Here is a 21718-nt window from a genome sequence, read left to right on the forward strand (position 1 = left end):
ATGACCAAGGTAATTCCAAGTGTCGAGCATATTCGTCAGATGTTCGAGCGTTATGCTTTTTGCCTGAGTGAGGGGGATGTTGAGGGTGTCGTATCGTTGTTTGCTCCGGAGGCGTTATTAGAGGATCCAATAGGAACTGAGTATCGCGGGCATGCAGCGATCCGTGATTTCTTTCAGCGCAGCTTCAATGGAGTTGGTGGGCGCATCCGCTTCGAACCTGAGGGTCAAGTGCGCATTCATAATGAGCACGCTGCCTGCGCCTTTACAGCCATCTGCGATCGTGTCGATCCACCTTTTGAGGTCGATACGCTGGATATCGCTCGTTTTGATGAGCAAGGGCGGTTTGGTTCGTTGGTTGCGATTTGGAGTCAAGCCAATGTGCGCGCGGGAGATGTGCTGAAATGAACAACTCCACGACTCAATCGCATTCGACCGGGGCTCTGCGTTGGGCCATGCCTGTTTTGCTGGCCAGTGCACCGGCGATGGCCTTGTTGTACACCGCTGTGAGTCCGGTATTACCTGAGCTGGCTGACTACCTGGGAGGAGAACCTGGCGAGGCGGCGTTGATGGCGCAGTTGGTAATGATGGTTCCAAGCATCGGTTTGATGTTTGGCGGCCCACTGACGGGGTGGTTGGTTGACCGGCTAGGAGCGAGACTTTTACTGATTGTCTGTGCCGGGATCTATGCGCTTACCGGGTCGGCAGGTCTGTATCTGGACAGCGCCTGGAGCTTATTGCTGAGTCGCTTTTTTCTGGGGATATCAGCGGCGGGATTGGGGACGTCCACACTGGTATTGATCGGCGAGAACTTCGATGCCCAGGCGCGGAATCGAATAGTAGGCTATCAGTCAGCGTGCGGTGCGCTGATGGGTTTGTTGTCGATGCTATTGGCTGGATTCCTAGGCCAAATGGCGGGCTGGAGATTGCCCTTTAGCTTCTACTTGCTCGGTGTGCCGTTGCTGCTGTTGTCCATGTTGGTGATCACGGAGCGCGCTCCAGCCTCCGTCGCCATGGGCTATAAAAGTAAAGAAAAGAGCTCGGTACGCAGTTTGATGCCGCTGTATCTGGGCTTCATCCCGTTGTTCGCCGCCGTATTCACCAGCAGTACACAAACGTCGTTTCTGCTGGCGGACAGTGGGGTGTCCAAGCCGACGATCCTGGCACTGGTGCTAGCGATGTCAGCGCTCGCCAACACGCTGGGAGCCTCCGGGTACGGTTTTCTGCGGAGCCGTTTGGGTTCTCGTTACGTGTTTTTTCTCGGGCTTATTGCGCTTTCGATTGGTCATATGGTGTTGGGCTTGTCCCGTGGGGCATGGTTAGCCGGTCTGGGATGTGCCATGACCGGGCTGGGAGCTGGTGTCTTGACCCCACATCTTGTCAATCTGGTGTTAGACCGTGCGAGCGAAAGCCAGCGTGGACGAGCCGTTGGCGTCATGTACAGCGCGCTGTTCTTTGGCAGCTTCCTCAATCCATTACTGATGGCGCCTTTAGCTGCATTGCTTGGGCGTCATGTGGCGGTGTTTGGGATCGGCATACTGCTGACGATTTTTGCGTTGCTCACTCTGTTGCGGGGTAGATGGAAAGATCAATCGTCGACAGCTGCTGCCGAAGTGTCGTCGTCCTCGGTCAGCTGAATCACAATGATTACGGCGTACGCCTGAGTATCTCCAAGCGTACGCCGTTCGGGTCACTGCAGGACAAACCGCAAAGACTACGATGATCCTGTGCGCGAAAGTGAACCATACCGCCTCTCGCCTTGATCGCGTCGGCAGCGCGAGTGAGATCAGTAGCGGTCAAGATCAGAAAGTTAAAACCGTAACTGTCCAACGGTGCTCGTTCGAGTGCGCCGAAGCAGGGCGGATGATCAATCTGGAGTAGCTCGAGTGTGTCGCCTCGAAGGTTTCGGATCATCTGCGCGCTGAGCCGAACGTCATCCAGCTCATTGATGGTGTCCAACCACTTGCTTTGCAAGTCGAAACGTTCGGCTTCTGCAAAGTTGAGTTCCGAGTAGAAATTGAGCGAGGGCTCTATTGCTGAAGTGCAGATGCCTGAATGCGAGAAGCCGTTATTTTGTTCCGGGCGTTGCATGAGTTCGATACGTACCCCATTCGGATCCGTGGCATACATCATGGTGACCTGCGCCTCGGGGAAAAACGCACGGGTGTGTGGGTGGGGCTTGCCACCTGCGGCATCAATCCGCTCTGCACTGCGCTCAATATCGGCCACCCAGAATGCCAGATGTGTCAGGCCATACTGATTGTTAGGGCGTCGTTCCAGCGTGCCTGAGGAGTGTGGGTTGTTGAACTCAACCAGCGTCAAATCGACACCTTGAGGATCGCGGATGCTTTGAAGGTGGCCCTGCGCATTGCGCAGCTCGCCGCTGCCTGGAAGGCATGCCAAGTCCAGCATTCGCCGTGAGAGTTGCGGCGCGAAATCCAAGGCAGCTTCATAGAAACGCACGGTTTGTTTGAGGTCTCGAACGCATAAACCTCTGGCCTTGAACTGAATATTCATCGCTTTGCTCGTAATTGACCAAGGCTAAGGGTGAGTAGCCTGCCGGTTGATACGTCAGTTGCCCGCGCGCGTCGAAAATCCCTCTTTCGTGCTCTCCGGCCATCGTCCAATTGGACTAACAAAACAACGTTCAGCCTATCGCTGCATACCCGACTCAATCGCTCTCAAAAGTAGTCCGGACGGACGATGGATGAGGCGCTCCATTGCCGTACTTTCCATTCAAAGGCCCTTCGCCGGCGAGCTGCTCAGGTGGTTGTGACGGAGAGGGGTGTGAGTAGAAATCAGCCAGGAGAGAGCTCGGGCATGAACGTCGAAAATAGAGAACCATTGGCCGAGCATTCGCAAGCGCGCGTGCTTCCAAGCGCAACACTGACTCACTTGCAACGTCTCGAAGCAGAAAGCATCGATATCATGCGCGAAGCGGTGTCGGACAGTGAAAATCCGGTGATGTTGTACTCCATTGGCAAAGACAGCTCGGTCATGCTGCATTTGGCAATGAAGGCTTTTTATCCCTCTAAACCGCCGTTCCAGTTCCTTCACGTGGACACCACGTGGAAGTTCCGCGAGATGATTGAGTTCCGCGATAGAACTGCGGACAAGCTGGGTATGGATTTGTTGGTACATATCAATCCGGAAGGGGTGGAAAAGAACATTAACCCTTTTGATCACGGTTCATCGTTACACACAGATATCTGGAAAACCCAAGGTCTCAAGCAAGCGTTGGACAAGTACGGCTTTGATGCCGCGTTCGGTGGGGCACGCCGTGACGAAGAGAAATCACGAGCCAAGGAACGCATCTTCTCGTTCCGCTCGGCCCAGCATCGCTGGGATCCGAAAATGCAGCGTCCAGAGCTCTGGCGGTTGTACAACTCCCGCAAAAACAAAGGCGAGAGCATTCGGGTGTTCCCTCTGTCGAACTGGACCGAGCTGGATATCTGGCAATACATCTATCTGGAAAATATCGAACTGGTACCGCTGTACTTCGCCAAGGAGCGTCCTGTGGTTGAGCGTGACGGTACGCTGATCATGGTTGATGACGATCGCATGCCGTTGCTTCCAGGCGAAACGCCGATGATGAAAAGCGTGCGCTTTCGCACCTTGGGTTGCTACCCCTTGACTGGCGCTGTCGAAAGTACTGCTGCGACGTTGCCGGAAATTATTCAGGAAATGCTCCTGGCTAAAACCTCCGAGCGCCAGGGTCGTATGATCGACCATGACTCAAGCGGCTCGATGGAGAAGAAAAAACAAGAGGGGTACTTCTAATGGCACACGTTTCCGATCTGATTGGCGAAGATATTGAACAGTACCTGCACGCCCACCAGCACAAGAGTTTGCTGCGTTTCATTACCTGCGGCAGTGTTGATGACGGCAAAAGTACCCTAATCGGTAGGTTACTTTACGAGTCGAAGATGCTCTTTGAAGACCAACTTTCTGCACTGGAAGCCGATTCCAAGAAAGTCGGCACTCAAGGCGGTGATCTGGATTTCGCATTGTTGGTAGACGGCTTGGCCGCCGAGCGCGAGCAGGGCATCACCATCGATGTGGCGTACCGTTTTTTCTCCACCGACCGCCGCAAATTCATCGTTGCAGATACCCCAGGTCACGAGCAATACACCCGCAACATGGTGACCGGTGCTTCGACCGCCGATGTGGCGGTCATCTTGATCGACGCCCGTCGTGGCGTGCTGACTCAGAGCCGCCGACACAGCTATCTGGTGTCGTTGATCGGTATCCGGCATGTCGTGCTGGCGATCAATAAACTCGATATGGTCGATTATTCGCAGGCGCGCTACGACGAGATCGTCGCTGACTACCGCGCATTCGCCCAGCAGATAGGGATCGAACAGTTCCAGGCCATTCCGATGTCGGCCCTCAAGGGTGACAACATCATCGACAAGAGCCCTAAGACGCCTTGGTACGACGGCCCGACGCTGATGGAGTACCTGGAAACGGTCGAGATCGACAATGATCTGTTGATTCGTGGTCCTTTCCGTATGCCTGTGCAATGGGTCAACCGCCCTAATCTGGATTTCCGTGGTTTCTCGGGGCGTATCCTCGGCGGCGCGATCAAACCAGGCGACCGGATTCGTGTCCTGCCATCGGGCCGTGAGAGTACGGTCAAACGTATCGTCACTTACACCGGTGATTTGCCGATAGCTGTGGCGGGACAGTCAATTACTCTGACCTTGGCGGATGAAGTCGATATCAGCCGCGGCGATGCCATCGTTACGGTCGACTCGCCGGCTGCGGTGGCTGACCAGTTTGAAGCCAACCTGGTCTGGATGAGTGATGAGGCATTGGTACCCGGGCGTCAGTACCTGATGAAAATCGGCGCCAAGACCGTGACCATGACCATTGCGTCGCCCAAGTACAAGGTCAATGTGAACACCCTTGAACACTTGGCGGCCAAGACTCTCGAGCTCAACGAAATCGGTGTGTGTAACCTCAGCCTGGATCAGGCCGTGGCGTTTGACCCCTACACCGAAAACCGTGACATGGGCAGTTTTATTATCATCGATCGGGCCAGCAACACGACGGTCGCCGCAGGGATGCTGCACTTCGCCTTGCGCCGTTCGCAGAATATTCACTGGCAGGCCATCGAGGTCAACAAAGCCGCTCATGCGAAACTTAAAGGGCAGCGCCCCGCAGTGGTCTGGTTCACTGGTTTGTCCGGTGCCGGCAAGTCGACCATCGCCAACTTCGTAGAAAAACGCCTGCACGCGCTGGGTCGTCATACGTATTTGCTGGACGGCGATAATGTGCGGCACGGTTTGAACAAAGATCTTGGTTTCACTGAGGCAGATCGAGTGGAGAACATCCGTCGAGTCGCCGAAGTCTCGAAGCTGATGCTTGATGCCGGTTTGATCACGCTGGTTTCGTTCATCTCGCCGTTCCGAACTGAACGTGATATGGCCCGTAGTCTGATGCAGGAAGGCGAATTCTGCGAAGTGTTCGTCGACACGCCTTTGGGAGTCGCTGAAGAGCGTGATCCGAAAGGTTTGTACAAGAAAGCACGGCGTGGCGACCTGAAGAACTTCACCGGTATCGACTCGCCGTATGAAGCGCCACAGAATCCCGAGCTGCGTATCGACACCACCTCACTATCGCCCGAAGATGCGGCGGAGCGTATTGTCGAACACCTGCGCACCATGGGCATCCTGACCTAAGTGCGTCGAGCCTGAACTGCCTGGAAAAGTCTTCGGACCTATCTGGGCAGTGTCGATCACGCAGATGGAGAATTGTGGATGAGTGGAATCGTCTTCGACTTTAGCCAGTTGAATGTCATTGTCACAGGCGGCACCAGCGGCATCGGTCTGGCAACTGCCAGGTCATTTCTGACTGCCGGTGCGAAGGTGACCATTACCGGACAACGTGCGGCGATGGGCGAGTATTCGGATGTGGATTTGGGGGGGCTTGATTACCACTGTTTGCAGTTGAATAACAAAGACTCAATTGCGGACTTTGCGCGTTCGGTCAAGTCTGTCGATATCCTGATCAATAACGCCGGGCACATCATGCCCGACGCTGATTTTGCTGAGGCCGTTCAAGTCAATCTGAATGCTGTCTACGAGTTGAGCGCAGCGTTGCGCCATACGCTGAGTAAAAGCGTGCTTGTCGGGGGCGCCAGCATCATCAACATCGCCTCGATGATGTCCTATTTTGGCAGTCCGCATCTGCCCGGTTATGGCGCCGCGAAGGCTGGGGTCGTGCAACTGACGAAAACCCTGGCGGTGGCCTGGGCGAAGGAAAATATTCGCGTCAACGCCATTGCTGCAGGCTCGGTGCCCACCAGCATGACCGCAACCTATGCGGACAATCCTTATTGGGCCAAGGTTGTCAGTGACAAAACCCCTCTGGGACGTTGGGCCAAGCCGCAGGAAATGGCTGAGCCGATCATGTTCCTTTGTTCGCCTTCGGCCAGTTACATCACCGGTCATACGTTGGTGGTCGACGGTGGCTATTCGGTAATCGATTGATCCAGCCCCAACGCGCCGGTGGTAGCGGGCTGCAAGCTGGCCATAACAATAAGATGAGGAGCAAGACATGCAACGTTTCAACGGGAAAGTAGCGCTTGTGACGGGGGCAGCCTCCGGTATTGGTCGTGCCAGTGCAATGCGTCTGGCGCAAGAGGGCGCGAAACTGCTGCTGGCAGACATCAATGCGGCGGGCCTTGAGTCTGTCGCCACACAGCTGCGAGATGCTCATGGGACCGAGGTCACCTGTTTTGCCTTTGACGCGACCGACATGCAAAGTTGCCGGGAAATGGTTGCACGGGCGGTGGCTCGTTTCGACCGCCTTGATGTGTTGTGCAATATTGCCGGCATTGCCGGTGGATGGCACTTCACGGAAATGACCGACACCCAATGGCGGCGGATGCTGACCATTAACCTGGACAGCGTGTTTGCCATTTCCCAAGCGGCGATTCCGGCGCTGGTTGCCAGTAAAGGCAATATCATCAACATGTCTTCAGCCTCGGCCAAGCAAGGCCAGGCTTATCTGGCAGCCTATTGTGCGTCCAAAGCGGCTGTCGTTGCGTTGACCACCAGCATTGCCGTTGAATTCGCCGCCGATGGGGTTCGGGCCAATGCGATTTGTCCGGGCGGGGTGAACACCAACATCCACGCGACGATCCAGTTCCCGAAAGACATCGATGAAAAACTGATGGCCAAGCTGTATCCGCTGTCCGCCATTGCCGAGCCCGAGGAAATCGCTGCTGCTGTCGCCTACCTGGCTTCTGATGAGGCGCGTTATGTCACCGGCATCGACTTCTCCATCGATGGCGGACAGACCATGTCCTGAACGGGCATTCGTCTGCGATAGTCGATCAGAATTATAAAAAAGTGGAGTCCGTCAATATGTCCAGTGGCTTTAGCCATCTCATGTCCCCGGGGGCGATCGGGTCTATGACCCTGCGCAACCGAATCATCATGTCGCCAATGGGGTCTAACCTGGCAGAGCCTGAAGGGTTCTGCGGCGAGCGCATCGTGCGTTACTACGAAGCGCGTGCCAAAGGTGGTGCAGCGATGGTCATCATGGGTTCCACAGGTGTGGCGTGGCCGCGTGGTTCAGGTAATCAAATGCAGGTGGCAGTCTCCGAGGACCACTTCATTCCAGGACTCAAGGCCGTGGCCGAGGCGGTGCATGCTCATGGTGGAAAAATCGCCATGCAGTTGCAGCATGCCGGCGCCATCGCAGTGAATGAGCCGTTGCGCGGATTGCCCTTGCTGGTGCCATCGATACCGACAGACAAAGCGTTTGACTGGCCTGTTGATTTGACCCCGGAAGAAAACAAGGAGATGTTCGAAGCCTTTTTCAAGCCCGGTGTGGTGATCAGTCATCAGGTGGCCACTGAGGAAGACCTGGAGTGGGTAATTGACTGTTTCGCCCAGGCTGCGCGGCGCGCCAAGGCTGCTGGCATGGACGGTGTTGAGATCCACGCCGGGCATGGTTACTTGCTGTCTGGTTTTTTGTCTCCTTCGAGTAACAAGCGCGATGACCGCTGGGGTGGTTCGTTGGAAAATCGCGCGCGGCTGCTGATCGAGGTCATCAAGCGGATCAAGGGCACCGTCGGCGCAGAATACCCGGTGTGGTTCCGCCTCGACTCTCAAGAGTTCCTGATGGATGACGGTATTACCCTGGAAGATGCAATAGCAGTGGCCCGTCTTGGAGAGCAGGCTGGCGCCGACGCGATCCATGTGACGGCGAACGCTGATAAAAGTAAGGGCATCAGTTTCACCGAAGGCCATGCCACCCATTTTTCCGGCTACTTCGTCAAAAATGCCGAGGCAATCAAGGCAGCGGTCAACATTCCTGTGATTTGCCCCGGGCGCATCGAACCGGAAGTCGGTGATCGGTTGATCGGTGAAGGTAAGCTGGACTTCATCACGATGGCGCGCAAACTCTTGGCTGATCCTGAGTTGCCGAACAAACTCGCACTCAATCGCCCGGAACTGGTTCGCCCGTGTATCTATTGCTACACCTGCATCAGCCAGATATTTCTGGGGACCCATGTGCGCTGCGCGGTCAATGCCCAGACCGGCTTTGAAAACACCGCACCTATCATGCCCATCGAGGGCTCGCGCAAGCGGATACTGGTGGTGGGTGGCGGCCCGGCCGGTATGGAAGTGGCGCGTGTCGCAGCGTTGCGAGGACACGAGGTACAGCTGTATGAGGCCTCCAAACGTCTTGGCGGAACCGTGTTCTTCTCGTCCATTGTCTATCCGGAAAACGGCAAACTGATCGAGTACCTTGTCCGGCAGATGAACGAACTTAAAGTGTCGGTGCATCTGAATTGCACCGTCACCCCTGAGTTGGTCAGGCAGGTGCAGCCAGATGCTGTGGTAGTCGCAACAGGCGCCACCCGCAGCTTGATCGATTTACCCGGATCCAAATTACCCCATGTGTTCAGCGGCGATGAAATGCGCGCCATGGTAACCGGTCAGTACGGACCGGAACTCGCCCGCAAGCTGCCGTCCTATGTTCGTTTACTGATCACTGCCGGTAGAACTTTGGGCTTTCTCAATAACGCGGCAACCATCAGCCATATGAGCGAGTACTGGCTACCGCTTGGCAAACATGTGGTGATTTACGGCGGCGGGTTGGTGGGTGTCGAGCTGGCCGAGTTCCTCGCCGAACGTGGACGCAAGGTCACGGTCATCGAGCCAGGTTTGAGCTTCGGTAAAGAGCTGATGATGGTTCGCCGCTGGCGCCTGATGGATACCCTCCGCAAGCTGAAAGTAACGCTTCTGTCCTCCAGCGATCTGCTTGAGATCAAAACTGATCGGGTGGTTTACCGCACGGCCACTGGACAGGTGCAATCGCGTAAGGCCGATACCGTCATCATGGCGCTGGGCGCCAAGCCGAGTGGAGAAAAGTTGTTCAGGAGCCTTGAAGCCGAGTGTGCTCACGTGCACTGCATCGGCGATGCTCAGGAGCTGGGTTATATCGAGGGTGCGATCCGTACGGGCAACGCCGTCGGCCGAGCACTCTGAGGTTTTGCCAATATTTGGGAGTTGAACGATGAGCATCTCGCCTTCAAGCGATCAAGCCGTTCGCGATAAAAACAAAGCGTTGTTCGTACGTATGTTGGGTCACCTTGGACGAAAGGAGTTCGACGAGTTCGAGGCGTGCCTGGCGCCGGACCTGTTACAAGAGTGGCCTTATCGACCGGTGCCGAATATGCCGTCGACTCTGGTGGGCAATCGGGCATTGCGCACGCTAATCGAGCGCGGTATGGCACCTTTTGACCCCTACGCGTATGAGATCGAATCGATACATGATTTGCTCGAACCCAATACGTTGATCGCTGAATATAGCTCCCATAGTTTTTACCATCCCACCAGCAGACCGTATTCGAACACCTACCTGAGTATCTTTCGATTTGCTGATGACAAGATTGTTTATTGGCGTGAGTACGTGAACCCGCTGATCATCAAGGAGGCCTTGCTCGACGATTTCACCAAGCCTGTATCCGCCGATCCCGAGGAACCGAAATGAACACGGCCGAGACCTTGGACCAGCTGCTGTCCATTGAGCAGATCAAACGCCTGAAAGCCAGCTATTTCCGGTGTATTGATAGCCAGGATTGGTTGGCGCTCGCTGATCTGTTTACGCAAGACGCACGCTTCGATATGCGAGATGCGAGCGGCCTCCAGCACGACCCCAAGGCTCTCTCCGAGGGCCGAGAGAACATCATCGCCTTTTTGCGTGAAGCATTGACCGGCGTAACCACGATGCACCACGGGCATATGCCTGAGATCGAGATAGTCAGCCAGGATTCAGCGGTTGGTATCTGGGCGATGGAAGATGTTTTGCACTGGGCTGAAGAGTCGGACTCGCCGCTGAGATTCCTGCAGGGTTATGGCCACTACCACGATGAATATCGACGCATCGCAGGGCGCTGGCAGCTCCATTCCTGCCGCATCAGTCGACTGTTCGTAGAGTCTCAGGGGCGCTGATTCAGGCGCTAGTCAGTGGCTCCGATTCGTTTAACGAACATGTTTTGATCACCACCGCGGAGCCTTCCCATGCAGACTATTGTGATCATCGGCGCGGGTTTCAGTGGTACGGCCACAGCGGTTCAACTACTACGACATAGTCCGGTCGGCCTGCGTGTCGTGATGGTCAACCGCACTGCCGGCATGGCCCGGGGCATCGCCTATGGAACCAGTAGCCCGCATCATCGGTTAAATGTACCTGCAGGCAATATGAGTGCGTTAGCCGATGATCCGCAGGATTTTCTACGCTACTGCCAGCAGTATGATGCCTCGATCGACGCTGCGGATTTCGTCTCGCGCAAATGTTACGGCGATTATCTGGCTGCGCTTCTGGGCAGTGCCCGGGAGCAATGTCGATCGGGAAGTACATTGACCTGCCTGGCGGGAGAAGCTTTGGCGTTACGACCACGCGCACGAGGCGCTCTGGTTGAGTTGGCTGATGGTCGGTCGATCGAAGCTGCGCATGTGGTGCTGGCATTCGGGCACTTTGCGCCGCTTGATCCCAAGGGAATTGGCACGGAACTGGACACTGGTCGTTATCAACGCGATCCATGGGCCGTTGAAGGGCAGGCGTCACACTTCGCCAATCAGTCCGTGCTCTTATTGGGCAGCGGTCTAACCGCTATGGATGTTGCGCTGAGTCTTGAGCGTCAAACGCCTCACGCGCCGATTTATTTACTGTCACGTCGAGGGCTGTTGCCGCTACCCCATCGTACGTGCCCGGTGAATACTCATGTTCATGATGAGTTGATTCAGAGAATGCTGGAAGGACCGGCGACGGTGCGTTGCTACATGAGAGAGATTCGGCGCCAGGTTCATTTGGAGGAGAGGGATGGGGTCAATTGGCGGGATGTGTTTGTAATGTTGCGTCCTCATACCGCAACGCTCTGGAAGCGTCTTTCCGTCACAGAGCGCAGACGTTTTCTTCGTCATGCCCAGGCGTACTGGGACGTCCATCGTCATCGAGTGGCGCCGAGCTCTTTTCAATCATTCCAAGCGGCGGTGGCCGATGGTCGTTTCGAGCCTATGGCGGGACGCATCAAAACGGTTGAGTCGTGTGAGCATGGATTACGTATAGGTATACAGTTGCGTGGAAGTCATCGGCTCATACACATCGAGGTGGCCCAGCTGATTAACTGCACCGGGCCAAACTCAGACTTGCGACATGTCGATGACCGTTTGATCAAACAACTGCAAGCCGATGGCCTGATCAGTGTCGATCCAGATGGAATGGGTTTACGTGTTGATTCAAGTCTTGCGGTGAAAGATTGCGAGGGTAAATCACTTCCATGGTTGAGCTACATCGGCCCGATGCTCAAGGCCGATTATTGGGAAGCGACAGCGGTTCCTGAACTACGCCAACATGCGTGGCAGTTGGCTCGCAAACTGGTGGCTGACGCAGTGCGGTCGCACCGCATGGGGTGAGGTTTCGCAGTGGTGATGCGCCACGCCAGCGGTTAGCCAGTCGTATAAGTCTCCTGGTGCTCAGATTTGGAATTGTTTCAGCAGTCCTTTGAGTTCCCCGCCCAAGCTTGCAAGACGAGCACTCGATATAGCGGTCTTTTCACTTGTGGACGCGCTTTTGTCCCCAATGTCACGTACCTGAATCATGCAAGTGCTGATAGATTCGGCCGCCGCGGTTTGCTCCTCGCCTGAGGACGCGATCTGCTGATTCATCTGCTTAATGATGAAGACCGACTGCGTAATGCGTCCCAGCGCCGAACTGGCCTGGCTGGCGAGGCTGACTGTGCTTTGCGTCAGCTTGCGACTGCTCTCCATTTCAACGACTGCCTGCTGCGCCATCAGCTGGAGGGTGGTGATCAGTATTTCGATTTCTTGCGTCGAGTGCTGGGTGCGCTTCGCCAATGCGCGAACTTCATCTGCCACCACCGCAAATCCTCGGCCCTGATCGCCGGCTCGAGCCGCCTCAATCGCGGCGTTCAACGCCAGCAGGTTAGTTTGTTCGGCAACACTGCGAATGACTTCCAGTACTGTATTGATCTGGGTACTTTCCTGATGCAATTGCTGGACTGCCTGAGCGGAGTGTTCGATCCCCAAGGACAAATGATCAATTTGTGCGACGGCTTCGCGCACGACCCGATCGCCATTACGGGCCTCTTCGTCGGCCTCATAGGCGGCTCGAGACGCACGTTCGGCGTTGATAGCGACCTCTTGAACGGTGATGCTCATCTGCTGGATAGCTGAAGCCGCGCTTTCGGTTTCTGTTTTTTGTATCAACACCCCTTCACGGGTTTGCGCGGTGATACTCGAAAGCGCTTCGGATGCACTGGCGATTTGACCTACGCCTTTATCAATGTTCCCGATCAGCTTCCGTAGACTGAGCATCATGTCTTGCATGGCCGTCAACAGCTGTCCAAGTTCATCGGTACGCTCAACGTTCAGATTTTGTCGCAAATCGCCTGCGGCGACCTTCTGGGCGAACGCGACCGTTTGCAGCAGGGGGGTAACAATCAATCTAGAAATGATCAATGTGGCGCAGACACCAAGCACAATTGCAAAGGACGTCATGGCGGCGAGCAATACAAAAACCTGCTGGCTATCGGTGTGCATGGCTTGTTCTTCTGTTACCAGGGCCTCTTCACTCAGCGCGGTGACTGTTTGTGCCCGTTCAATCAACCTGGCTTCGATGGCCTTGCTATCCACCCGTGCCTGATGGTAATTCTCGAAGCTTTGCTGATAACGAAACAATGCTTCCAGCGCACCGTCGAGTGCGTGCATCTGGTCCTCGCCCAGCCAGACCGAGAGATTGCGTGCCTGAGCTTGAAGCTCGTCGTTGACCTGTCCCCAGCTGTCCAAGGCCTCTTGCGTCCCATCGATGATAAAGAGACTTTCATTGCTGCGCAGGTCGAGCATGTACTTGCTCAATTTTGAGGCACTCTCGGCCAACGACAGAGGGTCACCACCGCGCAGTATGTCTTTGGCCAATTGTTCGTCGCGGGCGGCGTTATACATGTCCTGCTCAATGACTTCGAACTGCCGACGCGCATCATTGGCGTCTTCTGATATGACATTACGCGCAGTTTGAGCCTTCGCCACTTGCGTAACGTACTCCTGGAATTGTTGCCGATAGCTGACAACCGCATCAGTCATCTTCTTTAGGTTTGGATTCTCGGAACCGACTGCGTTCAGGTCGCTGAGCTGACGGGTCGCCTTATCAAGGCGAGTGTTTACCTCCTGTGCCGATCCTGCATTCCGGCTCAGAGCAAAATCTTTCTCTGCTTGGCGTGTCCGCAGAATTTCGGCATTGACTTGGGTGAGCAACACCGCCCGCGTGTGCCTCTGGATAATAGCGTTGACTGCATATAAACCGGTTATAGCTACGGTTAACGTCAATCCAAGCACCATGCCAAATCCAAACAACAGCTTTTTGCCCACAGCCAAGTTGGCACAGGCACGAGAGGCAACACCTAGCATTTTGAATGCTCCTTATTATTTTTAAGATATGGCAGTTAGCGTTGCTGCTGGATACGAGGAAAGCGCCTTTCCATAGGAGGCTTGCAATAGCATTGGCCAAGTTAGCATTACCCCATCCTCAAATTAACAGTTGCTGCTCTGTTGTGCCTCGTCCATATGGACTAGCCGATCGCGATATTTTTACTTTTGGGAATAGTCCGAATAGACGATGTTCGTGAGAATGGCAAAATTTAGGTTACTGGAGAGTAGGAGGGAATACTCGCAGTAGGTAGATACCGCACGTTGCGATCAACAACAATAAGAGGACGCAGCAAGATGAAAATTTCACCAAAGGTTCTTGGTACGCTGGCCCGAGTGCCTGTGTCAGCGGCATTCGTTTCCCTAGCGTTACCCAGTATCAGCTGCTTTGCGGGCGAGACAATAGATTTTGCCAATGGCATCAGCATGGATTACACGCTGACAGCCAACTATGGTATTGGCGTTCGTACGGAGAAACAATCCAGAAGGGTTCTCAGTCAACTGAACGCTGATGATGCTGATCGAAATTTTGACCGAGGCAGCTTGACTACCAATCGTCTGAGTTTACTGGTCGAATCAGATTTACATAAAGATAACTATGGCCTGTTCCTGCGAGGCAGTACGTTTTATGACGCGGTCTATAAAGGCTCGACTGACAATAACTCGCAAAGCACGTTGAACCATGATGGTGATGCCGACGAATTCAGCTCGGAGACGCGCAAGTGGGACGGTAGCCGTACCGTTATGCTCGATGCTTACGCGTATGGAGCTTGGGATTTGGGGGGCGAGAGTAAGCTCAGTGCAAAGCTGGGAAAACATTTGGTTGCTTGGGGGGAAAACGTTTTTTTCCCAGGTATTTCTGGTGGGCAGAACGGCGCGGATGCGTCCAAGAGCAACATCCCTGGGGTTGAAACCAAGGATGTTCTGCTTGGCGCAGAGGCGGTCTCTGGCCAGTGGAACATCACCCAGGATTGGTCGCTCGTCGCTTATTCGCAGTTCCGCTTCCGTCCGACGGAGCTGTCACCAACCGGCGACTACCTGTTCTCTACCGATGTGATTGGTCCTGGTTCCGAGAAGTTGTACTTTGCACCTGGCGTTTCTATTCCGCGGACGTCAACGGAGGACGCGCGTGATTCAGGCCAGTGGGGCGTTGGCACTAGATATCGGGTAACCCCTTCCACTGAGCTGGGCTTCTATCACATCAACTATCACAGTAAAACGCCTTCAATAGTTTTTGATCCTTCTGGGAGTTCCTACCATGTGAAGTACTTTGAAGATATCAAAGCTACGGCCATGAGTGTTTCAACACGGTTAGGTGATTACAGTTTAGGCGGGGAGGTAGGTTATTATCAAGGTCTGCCGGTGCAAGTGAATACTTCTGGCTTGCCCCAACAAGTTCGAGGTGATGCGCTGCAGGCACAGGCCAACGTGTATGGTTCGTTTGGCCCAAACTTCATGTCTGACCAAGTTATTGTGCTGGCGGAAGTGATTGCGCAACAGTTGATTGATTTGGATAGCAACCCTTATGGGGCCAGCACCAAGAATACGAGCCTAGCCTCTTCTACTCGTACCGGGTGGGGTTATTCTTTTGCCTACATCAATCGTTATTTGGGTGTCTTTGATGGTTGGGATATGAGTGTGCCAATTGCCTGGAACCAAGGTGTGAAAGGCAGCGGCGTCATACAAAGCAGTGGGCTACTTAATGAGGGTGATAAACGCCTTAGTATTGGCTCCAGTTTGATTTATCTCGATAATCTGGAGATTGGCGTTAAGTACAATATGTTTTTGGGTCATGCCGAAGATGCGAGTCAACTGGCGGACCGAGATTTTGTCACACTTAACGCAAAATACAGTTTCTGAACGTTACAAGAGGGCATAAAGATGTTCAGCAGATCTTATGTGGGCGCGGCCGCTTGTGGCTTGGCAATGACATGCTTTGTCAGCGCCAATGTGTGGGCCAAGGTCCCTGCCGAAGAGGCGGCCAAGCTAGGCAACGAACTGACCTGCCAAGGGGCGGAGAAGGCAGGTAATGCCGAGGGGACGATTCCTGAGTACTCAGGCAAGTGGCTTGGTAAGCCTCCGGGTCTTGCTTATGCGGGAACCGGTACTCCGTACACCGACCCTTACGCGGATGAGAAGCCGCTCTATACCATCACCGCCAGCAATATGGAGCAGTATGCGGCTAGATTGACCGACGGGCAAAAAGCGCTGCTGAAAAAATATCCGGACACTTTCAATCTGCCGGTCTATCAATCGCATCGGGACTGGGCTTTTCCGCAATGGATTTGTGATGTCTCGAAGAAGAATGCTGCTACGGCTGAGTTGGTTGACGAAGGCTTAGGTATAAAGGCGACCAACGGTAGTTCCCCTTTTCCTATTCCAAAAAGCGGTCTCGAACTTGTATGGAATATGACGGTGCCTGCTGCTTCACCTCGTGAGATCGGAACCTTCGATACTGCAGTTGTGAATCCAAGTGGCGGCATTTCTTGGGCGCGGGAGTTTCACAAGATAGTACTCAGCAAGGCCGACCCCAAGAATCGAGTGGAAACGACCGGGAGCGCTGCGTGGAGTTATGGCGAAAAGCTTGTACCCCAGCGTGACAAGGGAACGCTGACGTATGCTCGGGTGCCTTATAATTATAAGTCGGACTTTCTTGATGTCTGGCAATACAGTCCAGGTACTCGACGTGTTCGACAACTGCCTAACTACGGATTCGACCAACCTGGTCCAGGAGGCTATATCACGCTGGATGAGGGGCAGGTCTTTAATGGTTCTCCCGAGCGCTACAATTGGAAGATGCTCGGTAAACGCGAGATTTACGTCCCTTACAATACGTACAAGTTGCTCGATCCGAAACTTAAGTACGCTGATTTGCTGAAGGATAAAGGGCATATCAATCCAGCGTACACACGGTTCGAACTGCATCGGGTATGGGTTGTCGAGGCTGAGCTAAAGCCGGGTTTCCGGCATCTGTATCCCAAGCGCGTCATGTACATTGATGAGGACACCTGGGTGCCGCTGATGGGGGACAATTACGATGCCCGTGGGCAATTCTGGCGTACCGTCATGAACCACACTGTGTACGCCTTCGATGCCCAAGTTACTTGGCCCCATTTGGCCGTGTACCATGACCTGGTGTCGGGATCCTACATTGCCGATCGCCTGACCACCGAACAGAAACCAGTCACGCTGGTGGATGATGGTAGTCTGACCGAGTCGCAATTCTCTCCCGACATGCTGCGTGGGGCAGGTCGCTAAATCTCTGTAGGTTATCTCAGGTACAACGGAAGGCTCTCCGATAATGGAGGGCCTTTTTTGTGTGTGGATATCCGGAATTGGTGTAAGCGTCCGGGAAAGTCTCCTACCAGATCCCAGTGTAAGGAGGCGAGGGAGTAGGGTAAGTGTTCAGGTAACACACTTTACGAACTCCAGTATTAAGGACGATCAAGGTCACGTATTTTGAGCGGAAGCGACAGCCTTTATACATCAAAATTTTAAAGTTTTTCCCATGGATGTCGATATATATCTCAAGGTGCCATGGATGCGGCCCGTCACGCTGATCGAGTCTGAAAACATGTCCAATTTTCCTTTTTTGCGTCGTGATCGTTATGCCCTTCTGCAACTCATCGGCGCGATCAAAAGCGGCGAGGTACCTGATGTCAAAGGCTGCCAAGAGGCTCCGGCAATCCTTGATGCTTGGAGTGTTTTGGAATCTTCGAATCGTGAATCTCAATTACGCATAAGCCAACTTGAAAGCCAGCTTGAAGATGCGCTCGAGGTAATTCGCGAGTCAGCAGCTTCCGCCGCAACCCACCAAATCAGGTTCGATTTGGTGAATCGAGCTTCCAGTGAGGGGCTTTGGGACATGGAGGTGGTTTCTGGCGATCCCGTTAATCCAAAAAACCGCTTTTGGTGGTCGCAGCAGTTCCGCAGCCTACTTGGCTTCAAGGACGAACGTGATTTCCCAAATGTTCTGGCCAGTTGGGCGGATCGCCTCCATCCAGAGGACAAGCAGGCAACACTTGACGCCTTTGCCCGTCATCTCAACGACAAATCCGGGCACACCCCCTACAAGGTCAAAAATCGACTAGCCATGAAGGATGGTTCCTATCGTTGGTTTCACGCTCAGGGCGAAACACTGCGCAATGAAGCTGGCACGCCGATTCGGGTAGCAGGCTCGCTGCGCGATATTCATGATCAATTGGAGCGCGATCAGGAACACGACGTAATCATCACCCGCTTTGAACTGTCCAGGGAGATGCTTTCCGATGGCCTGTGGGATATGGAAGTGATTGCCGGAGACCCAGTGAATCCAAAGAACCCCTTCTGGTGGTCGCCTCAGTTCCGAAAGCTGCTTGGTTTTGAAACGGTCGAAGAGTTTCCTGACGTCTTAGATAGCTGGGCATCCCGGTTGCATCCGGAAGATAAAGAGAGAAGCCTCAATGCTTTTGGTGCGCACTTGACTGACAGGTCAGGGAAAACGCCTTTTGACATCGAATATCGATTGAAGATGAAGAGCGGCGAATATCGTTGGTTCCGGGCTCGCGGTCAGACCCGCCGAGACCCGCATGGCGCGCCACTGCGTGTGGTGGGCGCGCTGGTGGACATCAACCTGCAGCATGAGCAGGAAGCGCTGCGAATGACGGAGGTGGAGCATCAGCGGAAGTTGGAAACCAACATCGCCCAGTTATCGCAAATTGTCGGCACGATCCAGAGCATCGCCAGCCAGACAAACCTTCTGGCCTTGAATGCGGCGATCGAAGCTGCGCGCGCCGGAGAAGCCGGGCGCGGTTTTGCCGTGGTCGCCGACGAGGTTCGCAAGCTTGCAACACGTACCACTGAGGCAACTGAACAAGCTGCTGGGATGATTGCTCGCTGAGTAGCGATACTCCGGCAATGTCAGGTTACTGAGGGCGAAAAACGCCTTGGTGCTGTAGGCCCAGATGTAAGCGCGGTGAGTTTTCTTCTCGCCCGGCGCGAGCATCTGAACCGGGAGCTCATCGGCGTGGTTCACACCCTGGGCCAACACTTGTTCACGCAGCGTATCGAACAGAGGTTGGAGTTGCACTCCGGTCTGCCCGACCCATTGCGCTGCTGTTGAGCGAGCAATCGCCTGCCCGGCTCTACAAAAAACTTCTCCTCCCGGTGCAGCGGTAAATGGTCGGCGAACGCTGTGGAGCAATGTCGAATGTTGGCTTGATCCGAGTGGGTCGTGGGCGATCCAACACGTCTCGTGTGGCGAATGCATGTAAGCGTCCGGCCAACCCGTCTTGCACAACTAAGCCGGACACCACCGATGCGGCAGCAGCTCCGCAATCTCACTGGCCCGCTGCGTCGGCAAGCGCGTCAGCACATCCTTGAGATAGGCATACGGGTCATGCCCGTTGTTCCGAGCCGACTGGATCAAACTCATGATTGCAGCCGCGCGTTTGCCACTGCGAAGTGATCCAGCAAAGAGCCAGTTCTTACGACCGAGAGCCCACGGGCGTATCTGGTTTTCACACCAGTTATTGTCGATGGCCACCGCCCCGTCATCAAGGTAGCGCGACAGCGCTGCCCAGCGTTTCAGGCTGTAATCCAGGGCTTTTCCGATGGCCGAACCGTTGTGCACGATATCGCGCTGGGCAACCATCCAGGCATGCAGCGCATCCATCACTGGACCCGCCTTTTCCTGCCGTATTCGGCGGCGTAAATCCGGCTCCAGATCTTTAATTTCACTTTCGATTTCGTACAGCAGCTGGATGTAGCGCAAGGCCTGCTCAGCCAGCGTGCTCTTGTTGGTCGCATGTAGTTCAAAAAACTTGCGCCGCGCATGGGCCATACAGCCGATTTCCGTAACGCCGAGTTCGAAGCTGGCCTTGTAGCCGCCAAAATCATCGCAGACCAACTTGCCCTTCCAGTCTTGCAGGAAGTTGCGTGCATGTTCGCCGGCACGGCTGACGCTGAAGTCGTAAACCACCGCCGACGTTTCGCAAAACGGGCTGGTGGCGTAAGCCCAGACGTAGGAACGGTGAGTTTTCTTGGTGCCCGGCATGAGCATCTGCACTGGCGTTTCATCGACATGAACAACCGGCTGCCCAAGTACGACCTCGCGCAACGCATCGACCAATGGCTGCAACTGCACACCGCAAGCGCCAACCCATTGAGCGAGGGTCGAACGCGGGATAGCCAGGCCGGCCCGGCCGAACATGGCTTCCTGACGATACAGCGGCAGGTGGTCGGCAAACTTGGCGATCATGACGTGGGCCAACAAGCCGGCAGTTGGAATACCTTTGTCGATGACCTGTGCCGGCACCGGGGCTTGGATCAGTGTTTCGCAACGGTTGCAGACCCACTTGCCTCGGATGTGGCGTTCGACGCTAAAGACACCCGGCGTGTAATCAAGCTTCTCACTGACATCTTCACCGATGCGTTCAAGGGCACATCCACAGGCGCACTCGGTGTTGTCCGGTTCGTGATGGATCAGAGTGCGGGGAAACTCTGGTGGTAATGCGCGGCGCTTGGGTTTCTGTTTTTCCTGGGTCGACGCTGGCGTTACCTGCAATGACTCAAGTTCAGCTTCAATGGCGGCAATATCGGTATCGATCAGATCATCGAGCAAGCTAGCTTGTTCTGGGCTCATCTGCTCGCTGCGCTTGGCGAACTTGAAGCGTTTGAGCTGGGCAATCTCGTGGCTGAGTTTTTCGATCAGCGTCTTGTCATGATGGATCTTCTTGTCCATGACCTGAACCGTCTTGCCCATTGTCTCGACTTGCTCATCGAGCGCCGAGACGCGTTGCAGCAACTGCGCAGCCAAGGCACGCAGTTGTTCAGGGTTCAGTTGGTCGAGGTCGGGAATCGAAGTCATGCCGCCGATCTTGCCAGATCAGCCTAAGCACGACGACAGGCTTATCGGACAATTGCGCTGCCGGATGGGGCACTGTTCAGGTCAGAGGATGGAAATAGCATTTCCGGGGCCGACTCTTTGCCAGGGCAGGCCCAGTATCAGGGCATGCAGCTGTTCAGCGTTCAGCTCCATCTGCGTGCCGTGCCGAGTTCCTGGCCAAGCGAACTTACCTTGGTGGAGCCGGCGTGCCACCAACCAGATACCCAGCCCGTCATGCACCAAAACCTTCAGGCGGGTGGCGCGGCGGTTGGCGAAGAGATAAGCACAGTGCGGCTGCGCCGCACCGAACACTGAAATCACGCGGGCCATCGCGGTATCTGTGCCTGCGCGCATGTCCATCGGTTCCGTCGCGAGCCAGACGGTGTCGATGCGGATCACCGTAGTAGCTCTCGAAGAAAGCTTGCGCAGGCGGCAGCACTGTCGACGGGCCAACTCATTTTGATGGGCGTGCGCGGATGCTGGATTTCAAGGCAAATGCTGGAAGGATGAACCTGTGACCCGGCCGAGAGCATCTGGGTGTGCAGCGGGATAAACGCTGGCTGAAGCGCCGTGGTTTTCTGTGTGTGCAGACGTATCCATTTGTGGACGAGGTTGGCATTGAGGTTGTAGCCCAACGCGATGTTCGCGATGGAGGCGCCGGGCTCAGCACACTCTTGAATGACTTGGGCTTTGAAGGATTTGCTGTAGGAACGGCGCTGTGGGTGCATGAGGAGTCCGCCTAATGGGCCAGAAATGGTGTCCACTTAAATTAGGTGGACACCATGGTCTTCGGCGGTTGAGTCGGGAAGGTGTATTGGCCGGACGGATACGAATGCATAGGCCGGGCACCGCGCGCTGATACAAGACATCAACAGGTCGGCTCTGGGAG

The 21718-nt window shown here is 54.9% G+C and carries 17 protein-coding genes and 4 pseudogenes; 14 read left to right on the top strand and 7 right to left on the bottom strand.

The window, feature by feature from the left end; genetic code table 11:
- Positions 1–405, top strand: coding sequence for a nuclear transport factor 2 family protein (locus tag ACEN9A_RS11390; protein WP_413386657.1), 405 nt, complete (start codon positions 1–3; stop codon positions 403–405).
- On the top strand, positions 402–1634 hold the full coding sequence (locus ACEN9A_RS11395) for an MFS transporter (protein WP_413386655.1): 1233 nt from the start codon (positions 402–404) through the stop codon (positions 1632–1634). Before ACEN9A_RS11390 ends, ACEN9A_RS11395 begins: the two co-directional genes overlap by 4 nt.
- A 10-nt stretch (positions 1635–1644) precedes the next feature.
- Here the strand turns inward: ACEN9A_RS11395 and ACEN9A_RS11400 are convergent, their stop codons facing one another.
- Positions 1645–2514 (bottom strand): VOC family protein, encoded by an 870-nt coding sequence (locus ACEN9A_RS11400; RefSeq protein WP_413386653.1) that lies wholly within the window; start codon positions 2512–2514, stop codon positions 1645–1647.
- A 303-nt stretch (positions 2515–2817) separates the two neighbouring features.
- On the opposite strand from ACEN9A_RS11400, the gene cysD reads away from it, so the two are divergent.
- The 8 genes from cysD to ACEN9A_RS11440 all read left to right on the top strand — a co-directional run bounded on the left by cysD (position 2818) and on the right by ACEN9A_RS11440 (position 11936).
- Positions 2818–3777 (top strand): sulfate adenylyltransferase subunit CysD, encoded by a 960-nt coding sequence (cysD, locus tag ACEN9A_RS11405; protein WP_413386651.1) that lies wholly within the window; start codon positions 2818–2820, stop codon positions 3775–3777.
- Complete coding sequence (gene cysN, locus ACEN9A_RS11410; protein ID WP_413386649.1) at positions 3777–5681, top strand: sulfate adenylyltransferase subunit CysN; 1905 nt, start codon at positions 3777–3779, stop codon at positions 5679–5681. The genes cysD and cysN overlap by 1 nt, the downstream gene beginning before the upstream one ends.
- Before the next feature lie 78 nt (positions 5682–5759).
- Positions 5760–6491 carry an SDR family NAD(P)-dependent oxidoreductase gene (locus ACEN9A_RS11415; protein WP_413386647.1) on the top strand — a complete coding sequence of 244 codons (732 nt, stop codon included), beginning with the start codon at positions 5760–5762 and terminating at the stop codon, positions 6489–6491.
- A gap of 67 nt (positions 6492–6558) precedes the next feature.
- Positions 6559–7314: an SDR family NAD(P)-dependent oxidoreductase gene (locus ACEN9A_RS11420; protein WP_413386645.1), complete on the top strand. Its 756-nt coding sequence runs from the start codon at positions 6559–6561 to the stop codon at positions 7312–7314.
- Positions 7315–7394: 80 nt separating this feature from the next.
- On the top strand, positions 7395–9506 hold the full coding sequence (locus ACEN9A_RS11425) for an oxidoreductase (protein ID WP_495688588.1): 2112 nt from the start codon (positions 7395–7397) through the stop codon (positions 9504–9506).
- Between the two features lie 28 nt (positions 9507–9534).
- Positions 9535–10011 (top strand): nuclear transport factor 2 family protein, encoded by a 477-nt coding sequence (locus ACEN9A_RS11430; protein ID WP_413386641.1) that lies wholly within the window; start codon positions 9535–9537, stop codon positions 10009–10011.
- Entirely contained in the window at positions 10008–10472 is a 465-nt protein-coding gene (locus ACEN9A_RS11435; protein WP_413386639.1) for a nuclear transport factor 2 family protein, read from the top strand. The genes ACEN9A_RS11430 and ACEN9A_RS11435 overlap by 4 nt, the downstream gene beginning before the upstream one ends.
- A gap of 69 nt (positions 10473–10541) precedes the next feature.
- Positions 10542–11936, top strand: a complete 1395-nt coding sequence (locus tag ACEN9A_RS11440; RefSeq protein WP_413386637.1) for an FAD/NAD(P)-binding protein — start codon at positions 10542–10544, stop codon at positions 11934–11936.
- Positions 11937–11996: 60 nt separating this feature from the next.
- On the opposite strand, the gene ACEN9A_RS11445 is transcribed toward ACEN9A_RS11440, so the two are convergent.
- Complete coding sequence (locus ACEN9A_RS11445) at positions 11997–12869, bottom strand: methyl-accepting chemotaxis protein (RefSeq protein WP_495688589.1); 873 nt, start codon at positions 12867–12869, stop codon at positions 11997–11999.
- Positions 12855–13946: pseudogene (locus ACEN9A_RS11450) on the bottom strand (HAMP domain-containing protein); the annotation flags it as partial. The pseudogene ACEN9A_RS11450 and the gene ACEN9A_RS11445, both read right to left, overlap by 15 nt.
- A 315-nt stretch (positions 13947–14261) precedes the next feature.
- Here ACEN9A_RS11450 and ACEN9A_RS11455 point away from each other — a divergent pair.
- From ACEN9A_RS11455 to ACEN9A_RS11470, 4 genes and pseudogenes are all read left to right on the top strand, one after another.
- A complete protein-coding gene (locus tag ACEN9A_RS11455; RefSeq protein ID WP_413386635.1) occupies positions 14262–15824 on the top strand; it encodes a DUF1302 domain-containing protein in 1563 nt (520 codons plus the stop codon).
- 21 nt (positions 15825–15845) lie between these two features.
- Positions 15846–17222 carry a DUF1329 domain-containing protein gene (locus ACEN9A_RS11460; protein WP_413386633.1) on the top strand — a complete coding sequence of 459 codons (1377 nt, stop codon included), beginning with the start codon at positions 15846–15848 and terminating at the stop codon, positions 17220–17222.
- Positions 17223–17829: 607 nt separating this feature from the next.
- Positions 17830–18549: pseudogene (locus ACEN9A_RS11465) on the top strand (PAS domain-containing protein); the annotation flags it as partial.
- A gap of 123 nt (positions 18550–18672) precedes the next feature.
- Positions 18673–18837 (top strand): annotated as a pseudogene (locus tag ACEN9A_RS11470) (methyl-accepting chemotaxis protein); the annotation flags it as partial.
- Between the two features lie 35 nt (positions 18838–18872).
- Here the strand turns inward: ACEN9A_RS11470 and ACEN9A_RS11475 are convergent.
- The 4 genes and pseudogenes from ACEN9A_RS11475 to tnpA form a co-directional block, all read right to left on the bottom strand.
- Positions 18873–19133, bottom strand: a pseudogene (locus ACEN9A_RS11475) (IS66 family transposase); the annotation flags it as partial.
- A gap of 109 nt (positions 19134–19242) precedes the next feature.
- Positions 19243–20811: an IS66 family transposase gene (gene tnpC, locus ACEN9A_RS11480; RefSeq protein ID WP_413386631.1), complete on the bottom strand. Its 1569-nt coding sequence runs from the start codon at positions 20809–20811 to the stop codon at positions 19243–19245.
- Positions 20812–20892: 81 nt separating this feature from the next.
- Entirely contained in the window at positions 20893–21228 is a 336-nt protein-coding gene (gene tnpB, locus ACEN9A_RS11485; protein ID WP_047739254.1) for an IS66 family insertion sequence element accessory protein TnpB, read from the bottom strand.
- Positions 21225–21557, bottom strand: a complete 333-nt coding sequence (tnpA, locus tag ACEN9A_RS11490; RefSeq protein ID WP_047739255.1) for an IS66-like element accessory protein TnpA — start codon at positions 21555–21557, stop codon at positions 21225–21227. Before tnpA ends, tnpB begins: the two co-directional genes overlap by 4 nt.
- Between the last annotated feature and the right edge of the window lie 161 nt (positions 21558–21718).

The sequence above is a fragment of the Pseudomonas sp. Pseusp18 genome, from assembly GCF_059506005.1.